We start from the raw sequence: 25,272 nt of genomic DNA, 5'->3' as shown, positions 1-25,272 counted from the left end.
CGATCCATACAGGAGGCACGTCGTCATGTTGAAGTCGGTTCAGCAGTCAACGCAGTCGTCCACCGTCGCCGATCCGGACCGGAACGCGCCGGGTTCCTCGTCGAGCCCGTCAAGCGACCGGCCGAGGCGCTCGCTCGGCGCGTTCTCGCACGGGCAGTTGCGCAGCGCGCGTGAAGCGGGCCATCAAGGCCGAAACGAAGCGCCGCCGCAGCTGCCGCCGCTGTCGCTCGGCGAGCCGCTTTCTTTTGGCGCCATCATCGGCCAGACGAACGGCAGCACGTCGCCGACCACCGCGCCGCCGCCTCCACCGCCCCCGCCCACTACACAGCAGGCTGCTCCGCCGCCCGCCGACGCATTCCACGCCCCGCATCCCGAACGCCAGCCCGGCCAGGCCTACGACCGCAGCAAGCCGGGCTTCACGCTCGTCGAGGCGAACGGCATCCGCCCGCTCGCGCCGCTGTTCAACGCCGCCGCCGCCAATCATCACGGCGCGGACGCAACCGGCCTCGCGATCGGCGGGCTCGGCGCCGGCCTCGCGCACGAGACGGTCGGCGCGGGCATGAACGGCCATGCGCTGTTCGCGTCGTGGCGCAAGCGCCGGCGCTACGACCACCAGTTGTCGGCGATGCGCGACCGCGACGTCGCGGCGTTCAGCGGCGCGGCCGCCGGCAGCGATGCGCGCCGGCTCGACCGGCTGATGCTCACGCGCGACCGCAAGGGCAGGCTCGACTACGACCTCGACAAGGTGATGACGCTCGCGGCGAGCGACGATCCGCAGCTTGCGGCCGAAAGCGCGCGTGCGAAGGACGTGCTGCTGACGCTCTACATCCGCCACGAAGTCGCCGGCAAGCGGATGAGCCGCGCCGCCTACGAGCTCGGCCGCAACGCGCTCGGCATCGCGTCGGGCGCGGCGCTGATCGCCGGCACGCATGGGCTTGCGGCCGCGCCGGCCAGCGCGGCCGCGATCGCGACGAAACAGGCGGGCTTCGCGCTCGGGCTGATGAACGCACTCGACATCGGCAAGGGCGTGCGCGGCGTGAAGCAGCGGATGCGCAACGACAAGGCGCGCGAGATCGACCGCAACGCGCTGCGCGATCGCATGTCGCTCGATCCGCGCGGCATCAGCGACGAGACGCCCGACGAAGCGATCAAGGGGATCCATGCGGTGCTGAAGGACAACGGGCGGATCGAGGCCGATCGCAAGCGCTTCGGCAAGGTCTTTCCGGGGCGCTGGATCGACGAGAAGAAATCGACGACGAACAAGAACGACATGGCCGACCTGACGGCCAAGCACGCGATGACGATCGTCGACCGCAGCATCGATCGCTTCGCGGGCGAAGGTCACGCGAAGCTGCATGCGTTCTACCGGGGCATACACGCGAAGGATGCGTCGACGTCGCAGCAGAAGCGCGCGCTGCGCGATGCGATCGACAAGGATGCCGATCTCATGAACGCATTCAACCTGATGCGCGATCTCGGCATGCGCAGCGGCGAGGCGCGCGTCGCGATCGAAAGCCTGATCGTGCGGCGCATCGAGATCAGTCTCGCGAACGATGCGGCGACGTCGCATGCCCGCGCGACGGATGCGGGGCGCACGTATGCGGAGCAGGCGGCATCGGGTGAGCGCGCGCCTGATGACGTGACGGCGATGCGGACGGTGTTGCAGCGGCGGTGAGTGAGCGATGCGCGGCGACACCCGATGCCTGCCCATGCATTCGACGTTTCGCTTTCGCGTCGCGCGCTTCGCATGTCACGCCGCCCCCTTCGCCGCGACGCGCATCATGCCTCCATCGATCGACGGTCGCCGACATCCGGTTTCGACGAACACACTGCCAGTCGATCGTTCCGTCGAGCGCCGCGGCGCCCGGCGGCCCTTTCATCTCTTGAGCAAAGGTCTCGACCATGCCCGATAAAATCAACGGCGGCCACGCCGCGCCGCTGCAGAACTACACCACGCCTGCTCCGTCGAGCGGCGATTCCCAGCCGACCCGGCGCCCGAACGAGCGTTCGACCGGTGGCGCATCGCTGACGGGCCTGCAGAACCTGTCGACGCCGCATACGCTCCGCCAGGAGGTGACGGAGCAATCCGCCGCCTACATGGGACAATCGAACGCAACCTACTATTCGGCGGCCGTGCATCACGTCAGCTCGACGCTGCAGAGCAATGGGTTCGGCATTACGCCGGGTTCGCGCGACAGCGTGCTCGGCAACCTCCACGGCATCTCCCAGGGCACGCAGACGCACACCGGTGCGCACATGACCGAAAGCAAGTCGTTCGGCACTGACGCACTCGGGCATTTGCAACGCGGCGAATACAGCGACGGCGCAGTCACCGCGTTCGGTTCGGCGCTCAATGCCGCGGCGTCGATGACCGTCGGGCCCGCGCGCGATTTCGAGGCGGCGCGTCATAGTTCGAATGCGTGGGACGCCTCGCGCGCGACGGCGAGCCTGCACCAGGATTTCGAAACGCTGCCTTCCCCGAAGCACGAGTGAGGGATTCGAGCGTCACGTGGCGCGCCGACCGCTTCCGTTCATTCGGAAGGGGTCGCGCGCGTCACGCCGCTTCTTGCAGCACCGGCACGGATGCGCGTCAGCGCATATCTACAGCCCCATAAATCGCATGTTCGCGCCGCGTAACCACAGCCCAATATCGGTCGCCGTAGGACCAATGCCACCATTCGAACGGGTAGTTGACGAAGCCTGCTTCGCCCAGAACGGTAAAGAGGATCCGGCGATGCGCCGCGGCTTGCGGCTCCAGCGTGTCGCACGCGGAGCGGCACGCGCCGTTGGACGAGGCCTCATCGGCGTCGTACGGGCATCCGAGATTCAGTTCCCTGCCTTCGCCATCGCACAGCGTGACGTCGATCGCCCCGCCGGTCGGATGCCCGGCGACCGAAGGCGGCGCGACGTACCGGGAAGCCAACACGTTCGCGTCGTCTTCCGCGATGCCCGGATGGTGGGCCAGGATCTTGTGCCGATACTCCCGAAACCACTTGTCCTGCAGCGTCGACGGACGTAAGGACTCTTTCACCAGCAACGTAAAACCATCCGGAAGCTGTATCGACGCTTTCGCCAGTTTCACGCCGACCGTCTCGCGCGCGCGAAAATCGAGGTCATAACCGAGGTTGGCGCGGTGTTCCGTCGAATGATCCATTCGCAGCCGCGTGCTCAGCCCATCGAGCGCGACCAGCGGCTCGCCGGTGTCGACGACCGGAATCTGCGCGACGCGGGGATCGGAAAGACCAAGCAAGGTCATGTCCACTCTCGTTGGTCAAAACATTCGGCGCACCCACGCGAACCCTTCGCGGTAAAGATCGGCCAGTTCCCTCGCCTTGCCTTCGAGCGTCGCCGCATCCGCATGCAGTGCGTCGCCGATCGCATCGCCGACATCATCCACGCCGACGACGCCCGGCACCCCCGCCGCCTCCCACGCCGCCACATACGCACCCGCCTTCGTCATCCGCGCGCCGTCGCCCGGATGACGGACGTTGACGCGCGGCCGCGCGAACGACATCGCGACGATCCGGCCATGCAGGCTGCTGCCGCAATACACGCGGCTGCCGGCAATCAGCGCGCCAATATCCCACAGATCCAGCGACGAAAAGAGCCTGACCGACGCGCCCCGCATCCGGCCGGCGATGCGCTCGTAGCACGCGAGATCGTCATGCCATGGCGCCGCGCCCGCGCGGAACAGCACGATGCCGAGCCGATGCGACTCCGCCGCGCGCGTCAGCGCATGCGCGAGCAGGTCCAGCGTGGCATCGTCGCCGAAATCGGCACTGAACTGCACGGCCGCATAGCCGCCGGGAAACGCGCGCAACACCTCCCGCATCGCGCGCTCGCCGGCGTGGCGGCGAATCCGCGCGCCGAACAGCGCGCAGGTCATGGCTGCCGGATCGGGCACGAGCCGCGCGCGAATGCCCGCCGCGCTCAGCAGCGCATGCGTGTGCGCGTCGCGCACGCTGACGTCGTCCGCCGCCGCGAGCGCGGCGAGCACCTCGTCGCGCAGCGCCGCATCGACTGCGTCGAGCGCGACGCCGCCGACCGCATTGAACGCGACGCGGCGCATCGGCGCGTCCGGATACGCATGCCGCGACAGCACGTACGGCGCCAGCGACGCCGTGCCGAACCGCGCATGCGCCCACGCGGGCCCGTTTTGCGCCCACGTGTCGGCATGCGCGAGGTCGTCCCGGGTCTCGCCCGGGCGCGACAGCATGACGGCCGCTTCCCATGCATTGCAGGTCAGCAGTTCGCCGCCGACATGCACGACGTTCAGCGCGTGCCCGCGCGAATCCGCCGCGATCCGGGCGAACGCGTCGACGCGATGGCCGCCGTAGCGGCGCAGGTCGCGCGTGGCCAGGCCGGCGAAACGCAGGTCGCCGCCGTCGAGCATGCGCTCGGCGACGTGCGGGAACAGCAGGTCGCCGAAATTGTGCCGATCGAACGCGCCGAACAGGACGGTCGGCGTGTCGTGCTGCGCGTGTCTTCGCATCGCGGGAAGTCCGGTGGGCGCATGACCGGCGTCATGCGCGAATGAGCGTACGTAACAGAGAGTCTATCGGCATCCGCTCGCAAACGCCCCGGCCCTTCGTCCCGTGACCTCGCGCGGCACGTTCGGCCCATGGGCCGTCGCCGCGCGCACGCCTATCGTTCACGCATGCCCGCTCGCGGGCCTTCACCCGTCCACGCAAGCACTGGAGAGCCAACCATGCCGATCTACGAAGCAGGACAACACGTGCGCCTGAAAGATGGCCGCAGCGGCGTCATCGAAGGCGTCGATACCGAAACGACGCCCGGCGGCACGACGCTGCATTACCGCATCGCCCCGACGGGCACGCCGCCGAGCCCGGCGGTGCGCGTGAGCGCCGGCGACATCGCCGGGATCGAGTCGTACACGAGCGCCGCGCAAAAATTCCGTTCGGTCTCCGGCGACAAGCGCACGACGGGCCTCTGGTATTCGTGGGGGCCCGCCGCGTACAACGTGCAGTGGATCGATGCGTGCACGCACGGGCGGCTCGCACAGCATGCGGCCGGCATCCCGAAGGCGGCCGACAATCTCGTCGGCGCAGGGCTGTACCTGGCGCGCGAGATGTGGCGCTCGTCGGTGTATGCGACCGAGGACGCGACGCTGCTGATCGCGTCGCTGCGCGACGTGCCGACCGTCGACGATCAGGACACCGCACAATGGGCCGATCTCACTGCCAACAATCCGGCCATCACGCGCCAGAATCTGATCACCGAAAAATCCGTGCTGGCGCCGGATCACATCCCGCCGTACCTGTGGATCTACACGACCAACGGCAACTTCGCGTGCCTGACGGCCAGCGACAACGTCAGGCTGACCACCGATCTCGGGGCGATTCCCGAAACCGTCCTGCTCGCGCAGTTGAACAAGCTCGCGGCGGTCGCCTACGCGCCGCTCATCAAGCAGATCGCGATCAGCCCCACGCTGTCGGCGCATGCGCGGGACGCGCTGATGAAGAAGGCGGGCACGCATTGATGACGTCGATGCGTCGGCTGACCTGCATCGACGCATCGAATCACCAAACAATGACGCCGACTCTTGCAGCGCAGTCATCAATTCCCCATACAACCGCCTCGTCATCGATCCAGCTTCCAACACAATCAAACTTTTTTTGATTCAAGCTAAAAATGTTTGACATGACGATTTCAGTCGGATAAGTTTTGTGCAAGCTTCCGGAAAGAAAAACGGGCCTCTGCGGCGCACGCATCGCGTAACGAACACGGGCACCGTTTCGCAACAGTCAGTTCCCGTCACACAACTCCGGCGGACGACGCATCGTCCGGCCCCGCGCGGCCGGATGAATCGATCGGCCGCAACCGTTTTGCCGGCAACACGCCGCCCGATCGATTCCTGGTCGTTCGCATCGGCGCGGCGTGTTCTTTCTCGCCGGCATCGCAGCAAAGATCCAGCTACACCTACAACATCGTCGACTCGTGCCGTTCAATGCCATCCTGGGGGGTGTATGGGCATGTCCAGATTGATTCGCACTGCTTCGCTTAAATCGACCGTCGTCGGCGCGGCGCTGGCCGGGCTCGCGTCGGCCGCCTGGGCGCAAGCGGCCGCCGCGCCGTCCGGCCCCGGGCCGGCCGATGCGGTCAACCAGCTCATCATCAAGTTGCGCGCCGCGAAGGCCTCGCCCGGCGCGTCGATCGCGCGCGCCGAGCCCACGGACGTGCAGGCGGTGATCGATCGCGTGCTCGCCGCGCGCAAGGCCCGCGCCGGCGCGCGCGCGTTCGGCGCGTCCGCCGCCACCGCGCCCGGCAACGCGGGCGACCCCGCCGCCGGCCTGCGCGTGAAGCGCGACATGTCGGGCGGCGCGACCGTGCTGTCGCTGCAGCGCCATGTGTCGGTGGCCGAAGCCGAAGCGCTCGCGCGCGATTTCGCGGCGGACGGCGCGATCGAGTATGCGGAGCCGGACGCGCGGATGCGCGCGTTCCTCGTGCCGAACGACACGCGCTACTCCGAGCAGTGGGGTTACTTCAATCCGGCCGGCGGCGCGAACCTGCCGAAGGCATGGGATCGCACGACGGGCTCGGCGAGCGTCGTCGTCGGCGTGATCGATACGGGCTATCGTCCGCACGCGGACCTCGCGGCCAACCTGCTGCCCGGCTACGACTTCGTGTCGGATCCGGCCGGCGCGAACGACGGCGGCGGCCGCGACAACAGCGCACTGGATCCGGGCGACTGGGTGACCGCGCAGGAAGACGCCGATCCGAACGGCCCGTTCTACGACTGCGGCGCGAGCAACAGCTCGTGGCACGGCACGCACGTCGCCGGCACGATCGGCGCGGTGTCGAACAACGGCAACGGCGTCGCGGGCATCTCGTGGGCCGGCAAGGTGCTGCCGGTGCGCGTGCTCGGCAAGTGCGGCGGAACGCTGAGCGACATCGCCGACGGCATGCGCTGGGCCGCGGGGCTCGCGGTGCCGGGCGCGCCGGCGAACCCGAACCCGGCGAAGGTGCTGAACCTGAGCCTCGGCGGCTACGGCCGCACCTGCAGCACGACCTACCAGAACGCGATCAACGCGATCACGGCGCGCGGCACGAACGTCGTCGTCGCGGCCGGCAACAGCGGCGGCCCCGTCGCGCAGAGCCAGCCCGCGAACTGCCAGGGCGTGATCGCCGTCGCCGCGATCGACAGCCGCGGCGTGCGCGCGAGCTTCAGCAACACCGGCCCGGCCGTGAAGATCGCCGCACCGGGCGTCGGCATCCTGTCGACGCTCAACGCCGGCCAGACGTCGCCGGGCGCGGACAGCTACGCGAGCTACAACGGCACGAGCATGGCGACGCCGCACGTCGCGGGCACGGTCGCGCTGATGCTCGCGGTCAATCCGTCGCTGTCGCCGGCGCGCGTGCTGCAGATCCTGCAATCGACCGCGCGGCCGTTCGCGAGCGGCTCGAACTGCTCGACGAGCACCTGCGGCGCGGGCCTGCTCGACGCGGGCAACGCCGTCGCCGCCGCCGCGCAGTAAGCGAACACGGGCGTTGCCGCGAGCAGGCGGCGCGTTCGCGCGCGGCATGCGGCGCGCGCCGCCTGCTCCCGGTTGCAACGCCCGTCTCGCGGCGCCGCCGGCCGGCCTTGCCGTGCCGGCGGCGCCGAAGCATCGCGTCGCGAACGCGCCCGGCCGAGTCCGGGCGATGCCGCGTGCGATGCGGCCGGCAGCGTCAGCCGGCTTCGTTCCACACGACGCCATCCATCACGGGATGACCGTTTCCCGATCCGTATCGATACAAGGACAACAATGAGACATCATCGAACCGAACCGCGACGCGCCTGGCTCGTCGCGCTCGCGGCCGCCGCCACGCTCGCCGCATGCGGCGGCGAAGACGGCGCCGGCGTGCCCGGCGCTTCCGCGCTCGCGCAGGGCCGGCAGGACGAAGCCGCGGCGCCCGCGGCCGACGCGAAGCAGCTCGCCGCGCGCTTCTCGCCGTCCGGCGTGCCGTATGCGAGCCTGACGAGCGGCCGCTATCGGCCCGTCATCCAGGACGGCCAGGTCCAGCCGTCGCTGTCGGGCGGCACGATCGCCGAGGAAGCATGGGTCGACACGCCGGTCGATTCCGACGGCGACGGCACGCAGGACCGGATTCACGTGCGCATCGTGCGCCCGGCCGAAACCGCGACCGGCGCGCGCACGCCGGTGATCGTGCTGGCGAGCCCGTACTACAACAACCTCGCCGACAGCCCGAACCACAACGTCGACGTCGAGCTCGACGGCACGCCGCACCCCACCACGTCGGCGCGCATCATGGCCGCCGCGCCGCAGACCCGCATCCTGCAGCAGCTCGAGGCGGCCGCGGCCGGGCGTTCGTGGATCGAAGGCTACTTCGTGCAGCGCGGCTTCACGATCGTCTATGCGGATTCGCTCGGCACCGCGGGCTCGGACGGCTGCCCGACGATCCTGACGCGAGACGAATCGGTCGCGATGGCGTCGGTGATCCACTGGCTCGGGCGCGGCGCCGCCGCGAAGGACGTGAACGGCAAGCCGGTGGTCGCGAACTGGTCGACGGGCCACGTCGGCATGTACGGCGTGTCGTACGACGGCACGCTGCCGAAGATGGTCGCGAGCCTGCGCACGCGCGGGCTCGACGCGATCGTGCCGGTGGCCGGGCTGTCGAACATGTACGGCTACTACCGCTCGGGCGGGCTCGTGCGCGCGCCGGACGGCTACCAGGGCGAGGACGTCGACGTCTACATCAAGGCGCTGCTGACGAACCCGCATCCGGAACGCTGCACGCACCTCGTCGACGAGGCGCTGCAGCGGGAGGATCGCAAGACGGGCGACTACTCGGCGTTCTGGGCGGCGCGCGAGATTCCGACCGCGCTCGCGGTCGCACCGGCGCTCGTCGCGCAGGGGCTCACCGACGACAACGTGCGCACCGACCAGTCGACGTCGTGGTATCTCGCGATGCGGCGCCAGGGCGTGCCGGCGCAATTGTGGCTGCACCGCGCGCGTCACACCGATCCGACCCGCGTGCCGGCGATGGCCACCGAATGGACCGCGCAGGTGAATCGCTGGTTCACGCGCTATCTGCTCGGCTTCGACAACGGCGTCGAGCGCAGCCCGGGCGCGGTGATCGAGCAGGCGGACGGCACGCTGCTGAAGGAAGCGAGCTGGCCGGCGCGCGGCGCGGCACCGGTCGCGTATTTCGCGGGCGGCGACGGCACGGGCACCGGCTCGCTGCTGCGCGAGCCGACCGGCGGCCCGCTCGTGAAGTTCACCGACGACGCGCGGCTCACCGCGCTCACGCTGGCGAACGCGAACACGGGCGAGCACCGCTCCCGCTTCGAGACGGCGCCGCTCGCGAGCGCGACGCGGATCTCGGGCAGCGTGACCGCGCGCGTGCGGCTGACGTTCTCGGCCACCGCGAACGTGACCGCGCTGCTCGTCGATCGCGCGCCGGACGGCAGCGCGACGATCGTCACCCGCGCGTGGACCGACCCGCGCAACCGCCTGTCGAGCTGGCTCTCCGAGCCGGTGCTGCCCGGCATGCCGTACGACCTGCGCCTGACGTTCATGCCGCGCGACTACAAGCTCGCGGCGGGCCATCGGCTCGGGCTCGTCGTGCTGTCGAGCGACAACGAGGCGACGCTGCGGCCGACGCCCGGCACCGAGCTGACGCTCGATCCGGCCGGCACGTCGGTGACGGTGCCGCAGCTTCCGGCGTAACGTAACGGCGCGCGCGCCGGCGCACGGTCAGTGGTCCGTGCGCCGGTGCGCGCAAGCGCGGTCGATCCAACTTGCTACGCGGCGCGCCGTCATGCGGTGCGCCGCCTGCGCAGCGCCCGCTCGAACGGCGCGATCTCTCATTGGTCGACCTTGGCTTTGGCTTTGGCTTTGGCTTTGGCTTTGGCTTTGGCTTTGGCTTTGGCTTTGGCTTTGGCCTTGGCCTTGGCAGCGCGGATCGCGCCGTCGAAGCCCGGCTCGGTGGCGACGTGAAGGTTGTCGACGCTGACGTACCACCTATCCGTCGCAAGGCACCAGCGTATGCGGCGCGCCTCCCTCAACCACGAGAACCAGCGCCACACGTCGGCATTGGCGGCACGCGCCGCTCGCCTCACCCGGCAGATCCCCGGTACTCGTCGAAGTCGATGCTGTCCTCATCGGGTCTCCCCGCCCGTCACCGGGATGCCCCGCAGCGCGCGCATCCGCCTGCCGATGCCGCCGAACCGCCCCGCCGACGTCTTAGAATAGCGGGGCGCGCGGGCCCGGCGCCGCGCGAATCACCAGACGACCCATGACCCACATCGATCCTTCGTACGATCAATCCGTATCGTCCATCCATAACCGCCTGTTCTTCCGGCTGTTCCAGGCCGGCAATACCCTCGACCGGCAGACGATCAAGGCGCTGGGCATCACGACGGTGCAGTGGTCCGTGCTGGGCGCGCTGTCGCGCCAGCAGGTGGCCGACGGGATGTCGTTTTCCGAGCTGGCCGACTATCTCGTCGTCAGCCGGCAGAGCCTCGATGGCGTACTCAAGCGCCTGGAGCGCGAGGAGCACGTGCGGCGCGTGGCCGACACCGTCGACCGGCGCGCGAAGATCGTCGTGATGACCCCGCAGGGGCGGGCCTTCTGGGACAGCCTGCAGCCGAAGATCTACGAGTTCTATCGGCAGGCGCTCGCGAGTTTCCGCTTCGACGACAAGGTGTCGCTCGTGCACTTCCTGAACCAGCTCAACAAGGGCATGGGCGACGTGAATCTCGGCGAGACGGCGGCGGGCGATGCGCGCGACGCCGCCGTGTCCGAGCATGAGGACGAGTGATTGCCGTCGGTGCGTTTGCAGCGCGGCGAGTACGGAATCCAGCGACGGATTCGCGTTTCCATGTGATTGACGACGCGGCGGCCGTCCCGCGCATCCCGCTCACCGCCCTTCGAACCGGGGCTTCCGCTTGTCGACGAACGCGCACGCTGTGTTCGAAATCGACATCCGCCGTGCACTCGGCGAAGCGTTCCTGCTCGGCAAGCCGCTGTTCGGGCAGGGTGCGGGACAGCGACGCGTTGAGCAACTGCTTGGTCCGGCCGCGCGCATGTCCCGCTCGCGCCGCGGCGTCGAGCATCGTCACTGCGCGTCAGTGCAGCGACACCTGACACCACTGATACGCGCGCTTTCCGGTTCCGACTCCACCCGAGTATCGGATACAGGACGGCAATTGCAAGTCGAAACCATTGCGCTGAAACATCTCTGCCGCGCGCACCAGGTTCTCGTGGTTTTTCGCGTCGTTTTCCTGGATGTCGGCAGGCAGCGGTTGCAGTTCGCATAAGCGCCCCGCAGTGGACGCCGCCGCTACGGATACGTGAAGACGCAAGCGATGCGCGGCCCAGCGCAGTGCCGCACACCCTCGCTCGCCGCGCGTCAAGCCCAGGGTATCGACGATACGATCGGCGCGCGCGGTGGAATCGGCACGGCCGTTGTATTCACCGTCGACGATCGCATAGACGGGCCCGCCCCTCGTGCGCGCGGTCTCGCGCATCCGCTCACGGAACAGGTCGGTACCCGGGAAGCTGCTGTCGACCTGCATGAATGCCACTTGCGGCGAAAACAGCGTCGCCAGCCATGTCAATGCGTTGCCGCGCGTGGTGCCGATGATCACGGTCGTCCGCTCCGGCTGGGCGATCGTCGGCAGTTGCGCGTGGTAGAGCGGATCGCTCCATCCCTCGTGCCCCCACGTTCGCGCCCCACCCGTCACCACGATCGCCGTGGCGCCGACCAGCGCCCACTTCGCGGCGCGCCGGGCGCTGTCGGCCGGCAACAACCGGTTCAGCACGATCCAGACCAGCAGCGGCGCCAGCATCTCGATGCCGACGATGTACCGGTAGATGCTGAACAGCCGCATCCAGACGACGAAGCCGATCACGACGAACAGCACGATCAGTCGCGCGCGCGCGCCGAGCGGCCGCGCGATCGATGCCGCCTTGCTGCGCAGCAGCCCGCGAACGGCCCAGGCCAGCAGCAGCACGTAGACGAGCGACCAGATCACCTGCCTGATCGGCGTTTCTCCCACCCGCCTGGAATCGAGCGTAATGAGGATCGGCCACAACACGTTTTCCCAGAAGCCGTGCGGGCGCCAGCGGATGTCGCCCGCGACGTCCGGGGTCGCCATCGGGTTCGGAAAGAACATGCCGAACTGCGGATACAGCGGATTGCCGAACCGTTCCCACATGTGGAAATGCCAGTAGCCGCCGGTCACGGCCATGCCGGCCAGCACGCCGACCCCGAACAGCACGCCGATGCGCAGCTTCGCCGCGATGCCCGCCGGATAACTCAGCAGCCCCGCGCAGAGGGCGATCGCAAAGACCGCATTGGTCAGCTTCAGCCCCACGCCCAGCCCGACCACGATGCCGGCCGCCACGGCGGCGCCGATGGCGCGCAGCGTCAGCGTACCCAGCCTGTCCCAGCCCGACAGCAGCAGCAGCAGGCCCGCCAGCGTGAACAGCACGGTCGTGTCATCGCCCATCGAATTGCCGAGGCCCGACAGGAAGTTGCCGGTCAGGCAACCGGCCAGCGCGAGCAACAGCGGCACGCGATACCGGTCCTTCTCGGGCAGGTCGGTCAGCACGCGCTGCGCGATCCCGAGAATCAGCACGAAACTCAGCCCATGCAGCCACCCCAACGCGAATCCGACCACCCGAGACGGCAAATGCGTGTTCGCCCAGTAGAGCACGACGTCGAGCAGCGGATTGAAATACGACTGGATACCCGCGGGCGCCAGATCCAGCGACAGCTTGTCGTTCAACCACGCGAACGGGTTGTACAGGTGATAGTTCAGCAAGTCCCAGTTCGTATCCGCGCCGAGCCAGAGCGAATAGAGACCGAAGAAGACCGGAACCAGGATGCGCGCGACGCGCAATGCGTCGGGCGTATTGAGATCGATGAGCCGCAGGCGCGCGAGGCGGCCTTGCTGCTCATAGCGGTTGTATGCCATCGTCCATTAACGTGATTGTTGACCGAACACCCACCAGCGGGCCGATACGAAATTCGCCGCCAGGCCCGCGATGGAGCCGAGCGCGACGCCCCACAGCGGCAGATACGGGCCTTTCGGCAGCGTCAGGATCGCGACGCTGTACGCGCCGTAGTTGATCGCGCCGCCGAGCGACATGGCCAGCAGGTAGCGCCACCATTCCTTCCATGCCGACTGCGGCTGCCGCCGCTCGAACGTGTAGCGCCGGTTGATCCGCCAGGTCGTCCACACGGCGGCGAGGAACGAGATCGCGCGGCCCTCGAAATAGCCGACGCCCATCCGCACGAGGAGCGACAGCACGCCGGCGTCTACGGCGAATCCGACGGTGCCGGCGATCAGGAAGCGAAGAAACTGCGATTTCATGCGGGCTTCACGCCTTCGGCGACGGCGGGCCGCCAACGGCCAGATAGGCCATCCGCTTGACCTCGGCGCGGCCGTGCGACACGGTGTCGAGCACGATGCCGCATACGAGCAGGATCGCGCCGAGCAGAACCAGCGCCGCACAGAGCAGCGCGGTCGGCAGGCGCGGCACGAGGCCGGTCCGCGCGTATTCCTCCAGCACCGGAATGGCGAGCCAGAAGGAGAACAGCGTGGACACGACGCAGCCCGCCGAGAAGAACATCAGCGGCTTTTCCGTCTTGAGCAGCTTCATGATCGTCAGCAGGATCCGGAAGCCGTCCTTCCAGGTGCTCAGCTTGCTCACCGAGCCTTCGGGCCGGCTGCCGTAGCGGGTCGGGAATTCGGCGACCGGCATGCGCAGTTCGAGCGCATGCACGGTCAGCTCCGTCTCGGTCTCGAATCCGGTCGAATGCGCCGGAAACGATTTGATGAACCGCCGCGAAAACACCCGGTAGCCCGACAGCATGTCGGTAAACGTGCGTCCGAACAGCGTCGCGACGCAATGCGTCAGCATGCGATTGCCGAACCGGTGCCCTGCCCGGTACGCCTCGCTTTCCTCCGCGACGCGCGTGCCGACGACCATATCGAGCCCGTCCCGCGCGAGCATTTCGATCATCTCCGGGGCCGCGGACGCGTCGTACGTCGCATCGCCGTCGGCGAGCACGTAGACATCCGCCTCGATGTCGGCGAACATCCGGCGGATCACGTTGCCTTTGCCGCGGTCGGCGACCGACCGGACGATCGCGCCGGCGGCGCGCGCCGCCGAGATGGTGTCGTCCTGCGAATGGTTGTCGAACACGTAGACGGATGCCGTCGGCAGTGCCTGCCTGAAGTCGGCGACCACCCGGGATATGGTCATTCCCTCGTTGTAGCAAGGCACGAGCACGGCAATCCGGACATCGTTTTCACTGGTCATTGCGGTCAAAATCGTCAAAATCGACATGTTGTTGCTTTGAATTACCCCGAGACATTATCTGTGGCTTCCTTCAGTGGCACGAATACCCGAAATCGCGCCGTCAATCGAAGAGACCGGGAGCGTAACACGCGCGGCACCGAATCCCGGGCACGCGCCGATGCCCCGCCACACGCGCTCCCCGCCGCACGGCCATGCCGACCTGTCGATCGACGCGATCCTCGCGGACGACGACAGCGTCGGCGCGCTGCGCGTCGAGGACGGCAGCCGGGTGCTGCGGATCGAGCGGCTCATGCACGACGAAGCCGGCACGCCGAGCCGCACCCCGCGATGCCGGACACGCGACCGTACGCCGGTCGCGCGTCCCGCTCGCTCAGCGCGGCGTCGAGCGCAGCGACGACGGCCCGCCCGTCAGCGCGATCCGCTTGCCGGTGTCGCGCAGCCTGCCGCCGTCGACGGCATAGAGCGCGAGCTGCCGCTCGACGTTGAACTGCACGATCACGTGGCGGCTGTCGGCCGTAAACACGATCCCTTGCGCCGCCTCGCCGCCCGGCGCCTCGCCGGCCTTGACGGCCTGGCCGTCGCGGATCGCGAACAGCAGCACCTTGCCGCGCGCGCGGCGGCCGGCGTTGTCGGTCGTCAGGTTCGAACCGTCCATCGTCTGCACGGCGATCCACTTGCCGTCCGGCGAAATCGCGACGCCTTCCGGCAGCGACGGCACGCTCAGGTACTGGACCGTGCGGAACGGCTCGCGCGACACGTCGATCAGCGCGACCGTATCGGCATCGCCCGCGAGCTTGCCCGCATAGCCCGGCAGGCCCGCGAGCCCGACGTTGCTGACCACGGCCCAGCGGTTGTCGCTCGACACGTCGATCGTGTACGGCGCCACCCCGCTGGACAGGCGCGTGCCGCCGTCGGTCACCTTGTCGCCGTCCACGTTCAGCACCGCCACGCCCTGCTCGTCGCGCAGCGCGACGAGCGCATGCCGGCCGTCGTGCGTGAAGCTCACGCCGCCGAGCCGCTTCTTGCCGATCTTCAGGCTGCCGTCGAGCGCGACACGCGTGCCGCCCTCGGTGCCGTCGATGCGCAGCACCGACACGCCGCCGTCGACGTCCGTGACCAGCGCGAGCCGCCCCGAGCGGTCGATCGCGATGCCCTGCGGATGCGCGGCCAGATCGATGCGCGTGACGGCGGGCGGCGCCGCCTTCAGGTCCACGACCTGCAGGAACGTGTCGAACACGAGCCGCTTCGCGGCCTGGTCGTAGCGGGTGGGCGCGGCGACGAGCGCGACGCTCGCGTCGGGCGTGACGGCAACCGCCTGCGGCGGCCCCTGGATCCCGTTCTCGACGTCCACCTGCAGCGCGACCTTCGGCGGGAACGTGGCGGCGTCGAGCAGCGTCAGCGTGTCGGACGGCGGCGCGGCCAGGTAGGTGTCGCGGCCCTCGACACGCTGGTACTTGCCGTCGTTGGCGGACACGATCCAGTCGGCGGCATGGGCGGTGAGCGCGGCGGCGGCAAACGCCAGCCCCGCGATCACGCGGGTCGGCCGGACGGAGGGTTGGTTCGCTTGCATTTCTCTCGGTTTCTCCTTGTTGTATGACGCCGGGCGTGCCGGGCGCACGCCGGGCCGCTCGATACTACCCCGGCCGCCGAAAACCGGCCTTCCCGCCCATCCGCCGCCCCACAGGCGCCCGTCCGTTCCGGCACCAATTAAAAATCAGAACCGGAATCGTTTGCGCGCCAGGGCGTGGCGTTCAGTTTGTTTAGTCCTTGCCGTTATCTTTTTTAGGCGTTTCGTCGCGAAATGCGGCAACCCGAGTGCGCGACCGGCCGCCGACGGCAGGCGCAGCGGGAAGTTCAAGGAAAGGATGGGGTGTGGCGACAGTTCTCGGGTGCATCGTTTATGAGCACAATCTCTGGCTCGTGCTGCTGGCCGCGCTGCTGTGCGGGGTCGGCTCGTGGGTGACCGCGCGGCTGTTCCAGCGCTCGGCGAGCACGGTCGGCACGCAGCGGCTCGGCTGGCAGGTGCTGACGGCGATCTCGGCCGGCGTGGCGATCTGGTGCACGCACTTCATCGCGATGCTCGGCTTCGACGCCGGCGCGCCCGTGCACTTCGATCCGTCGCTGACGGTGCTGTCGCTGCTGATCGCGGTGGGCGGCAGCACGATCGGCTTCGCGCTGACCACCTTCCGCGCGACCCGCGCCGCGCCCGCGCTCGGCGGCGCAGCGGTCGGCACGGCGATCGCGCTGATGCATTACACCGGCATGCTCGCGTGGCGGGTCGAGGGCATCCTGTCGTGGGACGTCCGCTACCTGGTGGCGTCGGTGGCGCTGTCGGTCGCGCTGTCCGCGCTTGCGCTGCACTGCGCGATGCGGCGCGTGCCGCACGCGGTCAACCACATGGCCGGCCTGCTGTCGCTCGCGATCCTCGCGCTGCACTTCACCGGCATGACCGCGCTGCGCGTGACGCCGCTCACGCTCGAAGGCGCGCTGACCGACGCGGGCGCGCTGCGCACGCTGGCGCTCGCGATCGCGGGCATGTCGCTCGTGATCGTCTGCACGGGGCTCGTGAGCTACGTGATCGATGGCAACGTGCGCGCCGAATCGCTCGAACACCTGCGCCGGATGGCGCTGAGCGACATGCTGACCGGCCTGCCGAACCGCGCCAGCTTCAATGAACGGCTCGACCTCGAACTCGCGCTGGCGCACGAGCGCGGCGCGAAGCTCGCGCTGATCGGCATCGACCTGAACCGCTTCAAGGAGATCAACGACCTGCGCGGCCACCACGCCGGCGACGAGGTGTTGCGCATCCTCGCGCGGCGCATGACGAACCTGCTGCGCGACGGCGAATTCGTCGCCCGCGTCGGCGGCGACGAGTTCGCCGCGATCTGCCGGATGAGCAGCGACGGCCACCTGACCGACTTCCTCGAACGGCTCGAACCCGCGCTCTACAAGACGATCCGGCTCGACGACTACGAGATCGTGCCGGGCGCGAGCTTCGGCGTCGCGATCTACCCCGACGACGCGGCCACCAAGGGCGTGCTCGTCAACAACGCAGACCTCGCGATGTACCGCGCCAAGGGCAGCATCACCCGGCCCGTCTGCTTCTACGAACCGGCGATGGACCAGCTCGTGCGCGCGCGGCGCAGCCTCGCGGCCGACCTGCGGCGCGCGGTGGCCGACAGGCAGCTGAGCATCCACTACCAGGTGCAGACGTCGCTCACGACCGGCGAAGTCCGCGGCTACGAGGCGCTGCTGCGCTGGCGCCATGCGACGCTCGGCGCCATTTCGCCATCCGAATTCATCCCGCTCGCCGAGGAAAACGGGATGATCCTCGACATCGGCGAATGGGTGCTGCGCGAGGCGTGCGCGAGCGCGGCCGGCTGGGAGCCGCCGTACATCGTCGCGGTGAACGTGTCGGCCGTGCAGTTCATGCACACCGACCTGACGAAGCTCGTCGCGGACGTGCTGGCGGAAACCCGCCTGCCGCCGGCGCGCCTGCAGCTCGAGCTGACCGAATCGACGATCTTCGCCGGCCGCGAGCGCGCGCTGCGCACGCTGCGCGAGATCAAGGCGCTGGGCGTCACCATCGCGCTCGACGATTTCGGCACCGGGTACTCGTCGCTCGACACGCTGCGCTCGTTCCCGTTCGACCGGATCAAGCTCGACCGCTCGTTCGTGACGGACGCGGAAACCAACCCGCCCGATCGCGCGATCGTCCGGGCCGTGCTCGCGCTCGGCAAGAGCCTCGGGATTCCGATCCTGGCCGAAGGCATCGAAACGCCCGACCAGCTGTCGCTGCTGACCGAGGAAGGCTGCGACGAGGCGCAGGGCTTCCTGCTCGGCCGGCCCGTGCCGCTCGACGAGATCGTCGGCAGCGGGCAGCTCGCGCTGGCCGGCGATGCGCGCGCCCACCCGGCGTTCCCGGCCGCGGAAGCGGCAGGCCTTGCGATGGTGCAGTCATGAGCGCGCGGCCGCCGGCCAGGCCGGGCCCGACACCCCGAACCGGTGTTGCAACAGGCAGGTTCGCATGAAGATCTTCAAGGCATTGACGGCATCGCTGCGCCGCATGACGACGCCCGCGCAGAACCCGGACCTGCTCACGGCGCAATACCGCGTGTTCGCCAGCCAGCTCCCGGTGATGTATCTGATCCTCATCACGAGCACCTGGAGCCTCGCGCTCACGCATCTCGGCGATGCGCCGTTCTGGCTGACCGTCACGATACCGGCGCTGATGTCGCTCGCCTCGTTCGTGCGCGTGCTGCACTGGCGCCGCGCCCGGTTCGTGGAGCCGACCCCGGAGATCGTGCGGCGCGCGCTCACGCACACGAACTGGCTGATCGTGCCGATGGCCCTGACCTTCGCGACCTGGGCGCTGCTGCTGTTCCAGTACGGCGACGCGTGGCAGAAGGCGCAGGTCGCGTTCTACATGGCGATCACCGTGATCGGCTGCATCTTCAGCCTGATGTACCTGCGCTCGGCCGCGCTGATCGTCGCCGTGATCGTCAACGTCGCGTTCATCGCGTTCTTCGGCTCGACGCACCAGCCCACGCTCGTCGCGACGGCGATCAACATGGCGTTCGTGTCGGCCGCGCTGATCGCCGTCATCACGGTCAACTACCGCGGCTTCGTGCGCACCGTCGAGGCCCAGGCCGAATCGCGCATCCGCGAGCAGGCGCAGACGCGGCTGCTGCGCATGATCGACGACATGCCGGTCGCCGTGATGACCGCCGACCCGGACACGTTCGCCATCAACTACCTGAACGAGACGTCGAAGGCGCTGCTGCGCGAGATCGAGCACCTGCTGCCGATCCGGGCCGACGACGCGCTCGGCGCGTCGCTCGATTTCTTCCACCGGCAACCGCAGCGCCAGCGCCGCATGCTCGCCGATCCCGCGAACCTGCCGCATCGCACCCGCATCCGGCTCGGGCCGGAAGTGCTCGACATCCAGGTGTCGGCCGTGCGCGACACCGACGGCCATTACATCTGCCCGATGCTATCGTGGTCGATCGTCACGCAGCAGGCCGAGGCGGAGGCGCGCATCCACGAGCTCGCGCATCACGATTCGCTCACCGGCCTGCCGAACCGCGCGACGTTCCTCGCCGAATTCGACGCGAGCCTGCGCCAGGCCGGCCAGGTGATCGCGCTGCTCTACATCGACCTCGACGGCTTCAAGCTCGTCAACGACGCGCGCGGGCATTCGGCCGGCGACGCGCTGCTGCGGCAGGTCGCCGAGCGCCTGCGCGTGCAATGCCCGGGCCCGGGCATGATGCTCGGGCGCATCGGCGGCGACGAATTCGCGGTGCTGCTGCGCGACACCGATGCGGACGCCGCGCGGGCCGCCGCCGCCCGGCTGGTGGCTGCGCTCGTCGCGCCGTATGCGCCGTCGCCCGGCCGGCTGATCCATATTGGCGCATCGATCGGCTGCGTGCTCGCGCCGCACCACGGCGACACCGCCGGCGTGCTGCTGTCGCGCGCGGACATGGCGCTCTACGCGGCCAAGACGGCCGGCCGGGGCACCTTCCGGATCTTCGCGCCGGACATGGAGACGCGCGCGCTGGAACGGGTCGCGCTCGAATCGAAGCTGCGCGCCGCGCTCGACGGCAACCGCGAGCTGTTCGTGTTCTACCAGCCGATCGTCGACGTCCACACCAAGCGTGTGACCACGCGCGAAGCGCTGCTGCGCTGGCACCACCCGCGCATGGGCTGGGTCTCGCCGGGCAAGTTCATTCCGGTGGCGGAAGGCAGCGGGCTGATCGACCGGCTCGGCACCTTCGTGCTCGAGCAGGCGTGCCGCAACGCGGTGCGCTGGCAGGACGGCGCGCGGGTGGCCGTCAACGTGTCGGCCGCGCAGCTCGGCCACGGCACGATCGCGCCGGCCGTCGCGGCGGCGCTGGCCGGCTCGGGCCTCGCGCCCGACCGGCTGGAGATCGAGGTGACCGAAACCGCGCTGCTGCACGACGAGGGCAAGGCGATCGCCGACCTGCGCGCGCTGCGCGCGATGGGGGTGCGCGTCGCGCTCGACGATTTCGGCACGGGCTTCTCGTCGCTCGCGCATCTGCGCGCGTTTCCGTTCGACAAGATCAAGATCGACGGCACCTTCGTGCGCGACGCGGTCACGCGGCCCGACTGCGCGGCCGTGGTGCGGGCGGTGGCGGATCTCGGCAAGCGCCTCGGCGTGACGACCGTCGCCGAAGGCGTCGAGACCGAGGAACAGCTCGCGTGCATCACGCAGGAAGGCTGCCGCGAGGTGCAGGGTTTCCTGTTCGGCCGGCCCGTGCCGGGCGAGCAGGATGCCGCGCGCGTCGAACAGCTCGACCGGCAGGCGGCGGCGCAGGCGTGACGGCGCCGCGGCCGGGCCGCCGTTCGGCCCGTCAGTGCGCGCCCGCCGCCGCCGCGGAATCCGCGCCGCCGCCCGCCTTCGCGGGGCGGGTGATCCAGATCAGCGGGATGATCGCGATGAAGATGAACGCGGAAATGTAGAAGATGTCGTTCAGCCCCATCACCGCGGCCTGCGCGTCGACCGACGCGTTGAACATCGCGTGCGCCGCGTCGGGGCCCAGATGGAGCAGCGAGCGGGCCGTGTCGATCTGCTGCGTGAAATCCGGGTTGGTTGGGCTCGCCTGCTCGGTGAGCCGCGCGTGGTGCAGGATCGTGCGGTTGTTCCATGCATTGCCGATCAGCGACGTGCCGACCGCGCCGCAGAACGTGCGCCCGAAATTCGACAGGCCCGCGGCGGCCGGAATCTTCTCGGGCGGCAGGCCCGACAGGATGATCGACGTGAGCGGCACGAAGAACATCGCCATCGGGATGCCCTGCAGCAGCGTCGGCAACACGAGATCCCGGTTCGACACGTCGGCGTAGAAGCGCGTGCGCATCATGAATACGGCCGCGAAGCCGACGAACGCGAGCGTCGCGATGTAGCGCGGGTCGCTGCGCGGCAGGATGCGGCCCATCACCGGCGTCAGCAGGACCGCGAAGATGCCGAGCGGCGCGGTCGTGAGCCCCGAATCGATGGCGCGGTAGCCGAGGTTGCTCTGCATCCATTGCGGCAGCAGCACCAGCGTGCCGAAGAACATCCCGTACGCGACCGAGATCGCGATCGTGCCGCCTGCGAAGTTGCGCTGCGTGAACAGGCGGATGTCGACGACCGGGTTCGGCTCGGTCAGCTCCCAGATCAGGAACAGCACGAAGCCGATCAGCGCGACGATGCCGAGCGTGACGATCACGGGCGAGTCGAACCAGTCGAGGTCGCGGCCCTTGTCCAGCATGATCTGCAGCGACGCCACCCACAGCACCAGCAGCCCGAGCCCGACCGTGTCGATCGGCAGGCGGCGCACCGGCGATTCGCGATCGCGGAACACCATCCAGGTGACGGCCGCCGCGAAGAAGCCCACCGGAACGTTGATGTAGAAGATCCACGACCAGTTGTAGTCGTACGTGATCCAGCCGCCGAGCGACGGGCCTGCGATCGGCCCGACGAGCGCCGTCATCGACCACAGCGCGAGCGCGGTCGCCGATTTCTGCCGCGGCCACGCGCCGAGCAGCAGCGCCTGCGACAGCGGCGCGAGCGGCCCGGCCACCGCGCCCTGCAGGATCCGCGCGCCGAGCAGCGTCGGCAGGTTCGGCGCGACGCCGCACAGCCACGACGCGAGCACGAACAGCAGGATCGACGTCACGAACAGCCGCACCTGGCCGAAGCGCTGCGTGAGCCAGCCCGTGAGCGGAATCGACACCGCGTTGGCGGCCGCGAAGATCGTGATCACCCAGGTGCCTTCGTCGATGGACACGCCGAGGTCGCCCGAGATCGTCGGGATCGCGACGTTCGCGATCGACGAGTCGAGCACGTTCATGAACATCGCGAGCGATACCGCGAGCGTGCCGAGCGCGAGCTTCCCGCCCGACAGCGGCGGGATGGGAGAAGAGGAAGCCATGTGGTCTGCGGTCCCGGAATGAGAGGAATCGGGCGCGCGCCGCGTGAAGCGGGGCCGCCGGCGTCGCGCAACGGGCGACGCGCCGGGCTACAGACTAGTGGGCGGGAACCTTCGGCATCAATAGTGCTTGCCGCATGAAATCATTGCCGGCTTCGATGGGAATCGTCGCGGCACAAGCGGCACAAGCGGCACAAGCGGCGTCGCGCCGATACGGATGATCGGCGCGCATCCGCAGGGCAGCCGCGCGCTCGTGACGCGCGGCCCGCCCGGGTGCTTTACTGCACGTGGAGCTTCGGCGACGTCAGCAGCGTGCCGCTCACCTTGCAGTCCGGCGTCAGCGCCGCGTTGTTGAACGTCAGCGACGAGTTCGGATCGCTCCACGTCGCCACGACCTTGCTCGGGCCGCAGTTGCCGAGCAGCGTCACCGCGACCTTCACGTTGTTGATCGACAGCTGCGTCGCGGTGTCCGCCTGCCCGGTCCACGGGGTTCCGCCGGCCGAGATCAGCCCGCAGGTGCCGCCGCCCGTGAACTGCGCCGACGTGATCACCACGCTGCCGGTCGGCGTGATCGTGCCGTTGAATGTCGCCGTGCAGTTCGCGCTGATCGTGCCCTTGCTCAGCGCGGTGATGCCCGTTGCGGAGAACGGTTCGCCATTGGGGTTCATCGGCTGGCCGTCCGTGCGCGACACGACGACGGCGAACGCGGGCGCGGCGAGCGCGGACGACAATGCAAGCGCAGCAACGACAGAAACGGCTTTGCGAATCTTCATGGTACTGGCCTCACTTGACGAATGGCGGCGAGCCGCCGAATGGTCGGCGCGCGAACCGGACCGGCCAGCGCGCCGAGGGAACCCGGCATGGCGCCCGGCGGGCGCCCGCCGGGTCAGAACTTGTAGGAGATGCCGACGAACGTGATCAGCGGGTCCGCCTTCACCTTCGAGCGCGTCGTCGCGAGCGTCGAGCCGTCGGCCGCCTTGATGGTCAGCGTCGAATACGTCTTGAGCGGCATGTACGACAGCGTCGCGGTCACCGACCAGCGGTTCGTGATCGCATAGCTCGCGCCGAGGTTGTAGACCGGCGTGAACGACGACGACGCCTTCCCCTCGACCGACGTCGGCCCCGGCTTGCCCGCGCCCGCCGCCAGCACGCTGCCGAGGTTCTCGTTCACGTCGCGCGCGAAGTTGCCGTTCAGCTCGATGTTCGAGAACCAGCTGTACGCGACGCCGATCCCGACGAACGGCCGGAAGCGCGCGTTCGGCGCGTTGAAGTAGTACTGCAGGATCACGGTCGGGCTCCACTGCCGCGCGTTCTTCACGATCGGCTGGTTCGACGGCGTGTCGAGCACGACGTTGCCGAGCGAGCCGCTCGGGCCGAACGGGCGGATCGTCCCGTGCCCGGTCAGCGCGAACTCCGGCGGAATGCCGAGCACCGACGTCACCGCGATGTGGTCGGTGAAGAAGTGCGTGAGCGTGAGGCCGACCGTGTCGGCGTTGTTGACGGTGAGGCTCGTGCCCGGCGACGTGAACGAGCTCGGCAGGCGCAGCGGGCCGTTCATCGGCGAATTCACGACGTTGGTGGTCAGCGGGCCGCCCGAGCCCTGCGGCATCACGTGCAGCCAGCCGAGCGTCGCGACGTTGTCGCCCGCCTGCTGGGCGCACGCGAGCAGCGGCATCGCGGCGGCGAAGCCGGCAGCAAACAGCTTCTTCATTTGATCTCCTCGCATGGTGCGTCTGCCGGCGTCATTGCACGAATGCGCCGATCGTGAAATACGGATGGCTCGCGATGCTCGTATCGAGGAAGCCGAATACGCCGCCCGTGAACACGAACTTGCCGGTGGCCGGGCCCGTCGCCGCATCCGTATGCACCGTCGTGATCACGCCCGGCACGCGCTGCGTGTAGTCGAGATTCAGCGCGCGCGTGAGCGCGGCCTGCGACGCATTGAACGGATCGAGCAGCGTCGCCTCCGGGCCGACCAGCGCGGTCGCGCGGTAGTCGAGCCGGTTGTCGAGGCCGGTGTACTCGCCGTCCTGCGAGCCGGACGCGAGCGTGTTGCGCGGGCTCAGGATCGAGATGCCCGATTCGTCGTCGGCGGACGGCGCGCCCTGCGTCAGGTCGGCATTCGCGGCCCCGGTGCGGATCAGGACCGGCACGAGCTGGTTGCGCAGCTTGCCGACGATCATGATGCCGCGCCCGGCCTTGGCCGGATCCACGGCGGCGAGCGTCGCCGGAATCTGCGGCTGGTAGTTGATCGACTGGAAGGCCGGCGCATCCGTGCGCAGCGTGAAGTTGCGGTTGATCAGCGCGGACGATTCGAGCGGCGCGCCGCCGTTGCGCACGCCGAGGTTGTCGGTCTCGGAGAAGCTGCCGTCGGCGCGGATCGTCACCGACTGGTCGAGCCCGACCTCCGTGAAATTCTGCGACGGCACCTGGTGATAGCCGAGCTGGTTGTAGGTGCCCGCGATCTTCGACAGGTCGGTTTCCTGCTGCGAGAAGCTGACGAACGGGTAAGTCGGGTAGGTCGTCTTCGTGATCCGGCCGACGCCGATCATGCCGTCGAACTGGATCGTCGAGCCGGGGATCGCGCCGCCCAGCACGCCCTCGCCGAGGAACATGCGGGCCGGCCGCGCGGGGTCGAGGCTCGCGTTGTTCAGGCGGAACGTGCACTGGTTCAACTTCAGCGTCGGCAGGCCGGTTTCCGCGGTGAGCGTGCCGTCCAGGACGTTGTAAGGCGCGGCGTCGCGGGTCGGCTGCACGGTGCCTGGCGCGCCCGGCACCGGCGACGCGAGATAGGTGATCCGGAACGTCATCTTCACGGTGTCGAGCTGCACCTTCACGAGTTCGCCCGACCCGGCGCCGCCGATGAATGCCGTGCCGTAGTCGATCTGCTGCGGGCACAGGCGCACGACCGGCGCCGGCGGCGGATCGCCGTCGCCGCCGCATGCCGCGAGCACCGGCGCGAATGCGGCAGCGGCCATCCAATGGGAGATTTTCATAGGAATCCTGTATATATGGACGAGGGCGGCGGCCTGCGCCGCCCCGCCTGA

At 69.0% G+C, this 25,272-nt stretch carries 19 protein-coding genes and 1 pseudogene; 9 read left to right on the top strand and 11 right to left on the bottom strand.

What is annotated here, in order from left to right:
* The first annotated feature begins 25 nt into the window (after positions 1-25).
* The gene (locus HWY45_RS11870) at positions 26-1,675 is read left to right on the top strand and encodes a hypothetical protein (RefSeq protein ID WP_059881441.1); all 1,650 of its coding nucleotides are present in this window, start codon (positions 26-28) and stop codon (positions 1,673-1,675) included.
* A gap of 227 nt (positions 1,676-1,902) precedes the next feature.
* Positions 1,903-2,493 carry a hypothetical protein gene (locus HWY45_RS11865; RefSeq protein ID WP_230946937.1) on the top strand — a complete coding sequence of 197 codons (591 nt, stop codon included), beginning with the start codon at positions 1,903-1,905 and terminating at the stop codon, positions 2,491-2,493.
* A 97-nt stretch (positions 2,494-2,590) separates the two neighbouring features.
* Here the strand turns inward: HWY45_RS11865 and HWY45_RS11860 are convergent, their stop codons facing one another.
* Positions 2,591-3,256: a M15 family metallopeptidase gene (locus tag HWY45_RS11860; RefSeq protein WP_059881439.1), complete on the bottom strand. Its 666-nt coding sequence runs from the start codon at positions 3,254-3,256 to the stop codon at positions 2,591-2,593.
* A gap of 15 nt (positions 3,257-3,271) precedes the next feature.
* Positions 3,272-4,492, bottom strand: a complete 1,221-nt coding sequence (locus tag HWY45_RS11855; RefSeq protein WP_059881437.1) for a polysaccharide pyruvyl transferase family protein — start codon at positions 4,490-4,492, stop codon at positions 3,272-3,274.
* A gap of 216 nt (positions 4,493-4,708) precedes the next feature.
* Here HWY45_RS11855 and HWY45_RS11850 point away from each other — a divergent pair, with 216 nt between their 5' ends.
* The 3 genes from HWY45_RS11850 to HWY45_RS11840 all read left to right on the top strand — a co-directional run bounded on the left by HWY45_RS11850 (position 4,709) and on the right by HWY45_RS11840 (position 9,692).
* A complete protein-coding gene (locus HWY45_RS11850; protein WP_059881435.1) occupies positions 4,709-5,500 on the top strand; it encodes a hypothetical protein in 792 nt (263 codons plus the stop codon).
* A gap of 487 nt (positions 5,501-5,987) precedes the next feature.
* Positions 5,988-7,496, top strand: coding sequence for a S8 family peptidase (locus HWY45_RS11845; protein ID WP_059881433.1), 1,509 nt, complete (start codon positions 5,988-5,990; stop codon positions 7,494-7,496).
* A 270-nt stretch (positions 7,497-7,766) separates the two neighbouring features.
* Positions 7,767-9,692 carry a Xaa-Pro dipeptidyl-peptidase gene (locus HWY45_RS11840; RefSeq protein ID WP_059881431.1) on the top strand — a complete coding sequence of 642 codons (1,926 nt, stop codon included), beginning with the start codon at positions 7,767-7,769 and terminating at the stop codon, positions 9,690-9,692.
* Positions 9,693-9,829: 137 nt separating this feature from the next.
* Here HWY45_RS11840 and HWY45_RS36800 read toward each other — a convergent pair whose 3' ends face one another.
* On the bottom strand, positions 9,830-10,051 hold the full coding sequence (locus HWY45_RS36800; protein ID WP_230946936.1) for a hypothetical protein: 222 nt from the start codon (positions 10,049-10,051) through the stop codon (positions 9,830-9,832).
* A 209-nt stretch (positions 10,052-10,260) separates the two neighbouring features.
* On the opposite strand from HWY45_RS36800, the gene HWY45_RS11830 reads away from it, so the two are divergent.
* Complete coding sequence (locus tag HWY45_RS11830) at positions 10,261-10,785, top strand: MarR family winged helix-turn-helix transcriptional regulator (protein WP_059881428.1); 525 nt, start codon at positions 10,261-10,263, stop codon at positions 10,783-10,785.
* Positions 10,786-11,092: 307 nt separating this feature from the next.
* Here the strand turns inward: HWY45_RS11830 and HWY45_RS11825 are convergent, their stop codons facing one another.
* From HWY45_RS11825 to HWY45_RS11815, 3 genes are read right to left on the bottom strand one after another with little or no spacing between them, the layout of a single operon-like run.
* Positions 11,093-12,946, bottom strand: a complete 1,854-nt coding sequence (locus HWY45_RS11825; protein ID WP_059881427.1) for a hypothetical protein — start codon at positions 12,944-12,946, stop codon at positions 11,093-11,095.
* Between the two features lie 6 nt (positions 12,947-12,952).
* Positions 12,953-13,345 (bottom strand): GtrA family protein, encoded by a 393-nt coding sequence (locus tag HWY45_RS11820; protein ID WP_059881425.1) that lies wholly within the window; start codon positions 13,343-13,345, stop codon positions 12,953-12,955.
* A 7-nt stretch (positions 13,346-13,352) separates the two neighbouring features.
* Positions 13,353-14,297 carry a glycosyltransferase family 2 protein gene (locus HWY45_RS11815; protein WP_059881423.1) on the bottom strand — a complete coding sequence of 315 codons (945 nt, stop codon included), beginning with the start codon at positions 14,295-14,297 and terminating at the stop codon, positions 13,353-13,355.
* Positions 14,298-14,478: 181 nt separating this feature from the next.
* Here HWY45_RS11815 and HWY45_RS36795 point away from each other — a divergent pair.
* Positions 14,479-14,610: pseudogene (locus tag HWY45_RS36795) on the top strand (UTRA domain-containing protein); the annotation flags it as partial.
* Between the two features lie 57 nt (positions 14,611-14,667).
* Here HWY45_RS36795 and HWY45_RS11810 read toward each other — a convergent pair.
* Entirely contained in the window at positions 14,668-15,867 is a 1,200-nt protein-coding gene (locus HWY45_RS11810; RefSeq protein ID WP_059881421.1) for a YncE family protein, read from the bottom strand.
* 302 nt (positions 15,868-16,169) lie between these two features.
* On the opposite strand from HWY45_RS11810, the gene HWY45_RS11805 reads away from it, so the two are divergent.
* Both HWY45_RS11805 and HWY45_RS11800 read left to right on the top strand, forming a co-directional pair.
* Positions 16,170-18,260: a putative bifunctional diguanylate cyclase/phosphodiesterase gene (locus HWY45_RS11805; RefSeq protein WP_059881419.1), complete on the top strand. Its 2,091-nt coding sequence runs from the start codon at positions 16,170-16,172 to the stop codon at positions 18,258-18,260.
* A 64-nt stretch (positions 18,261-18,324) separates the two neighbouring features.
* On the top strand, positions 18,325-20,637 hold the full coding sequence (locus HWY45_RS11800; protein ID WP_059881417.1) for a putative bifunctional diguanylate cyclase/phosphodiesterase: 2,313 nt from the start codon (positions 18,325-18,327) through the stop codon (positions 20,635-20,637).
* A gap of 31 nt (positions 20,638-20,668) precedes the next feature.
* Here HWY45_RS11800 and HWY45_RS11795 read toward each other — a convergent pair whose 3' ends face one another.
* From HWY45_RS11795 to HWY45_RS11780, 4 genes are all read right to left on the bottom strand, one after another.
* Positions 20,669-22,228 (bottom strand): DHA2 family efflux MFS transporter permease subunit, encoded by a 1,560-nt coding sequence (locus HWY45_RS11795; RefSeq protein ID WP_059557907.1) that lies wholly within the window; start codon positions 22,226-22,228, stop codon positions 20,669-20,671.
* A gap of 275 nt (positions 22,229-22,503) precedes the next feature.
* The gene (locus HWY45_RS11790; RefSeq protein ID WP_059809975.1) at positions 22,504-22,998 is read right to left on the bottom strand and encodes a hypothetical protein; all 495 of its coding nucleotides are present in this window, start codon (positions 22,996-22,998) and stop codon (positions 22,504-22,506) included.
* A gap of 113 nt (positions 22,999-23,111) precedes the next feature.
* Positions 23,112-23,936 carry an OmpW/AlkL family protein gene (locus tag HWY45_RS11785; protein WP_059557912.1) on the bottom strand — a complete coding sequence of 275 codons (825 nt, stop codon included), beginning with the start codon at positions 23,934-23,936 and terminating at the stop codon, positions 23,112-23,114.
* A 31-nt stretch (positions 23,937-23,967) separates the two neighbouring features.
* Complete coding sequence (locus HWY45_RS11780; protein WP_059881416.1) at positions 23,968-25,221, bottom strand: DUF2957 domain-containing protein; 1,254 nt, start codon at positions 25,219-25,221, stop codon at positions 23,968-23,970.
* Between the last annotated feature and the right edge of the window lie 51 nt (positions 25,222-25,272).

The organism is Burkholderia stagnalis, from assembly GCF_902830275.1.
In the GTDB taxonomy this organism is placed as follows: Bacteria; Pseudomonadota; Gammaproteobacteria; order Burkholderiales; family Burkholderiaceae; genus Burkholderia; species Burkholderia stagnalis.
Note: the sequence above shows the minus strand (reverse complement) of the source record. Positions and strands in the feature narration are given on the sequence as shown.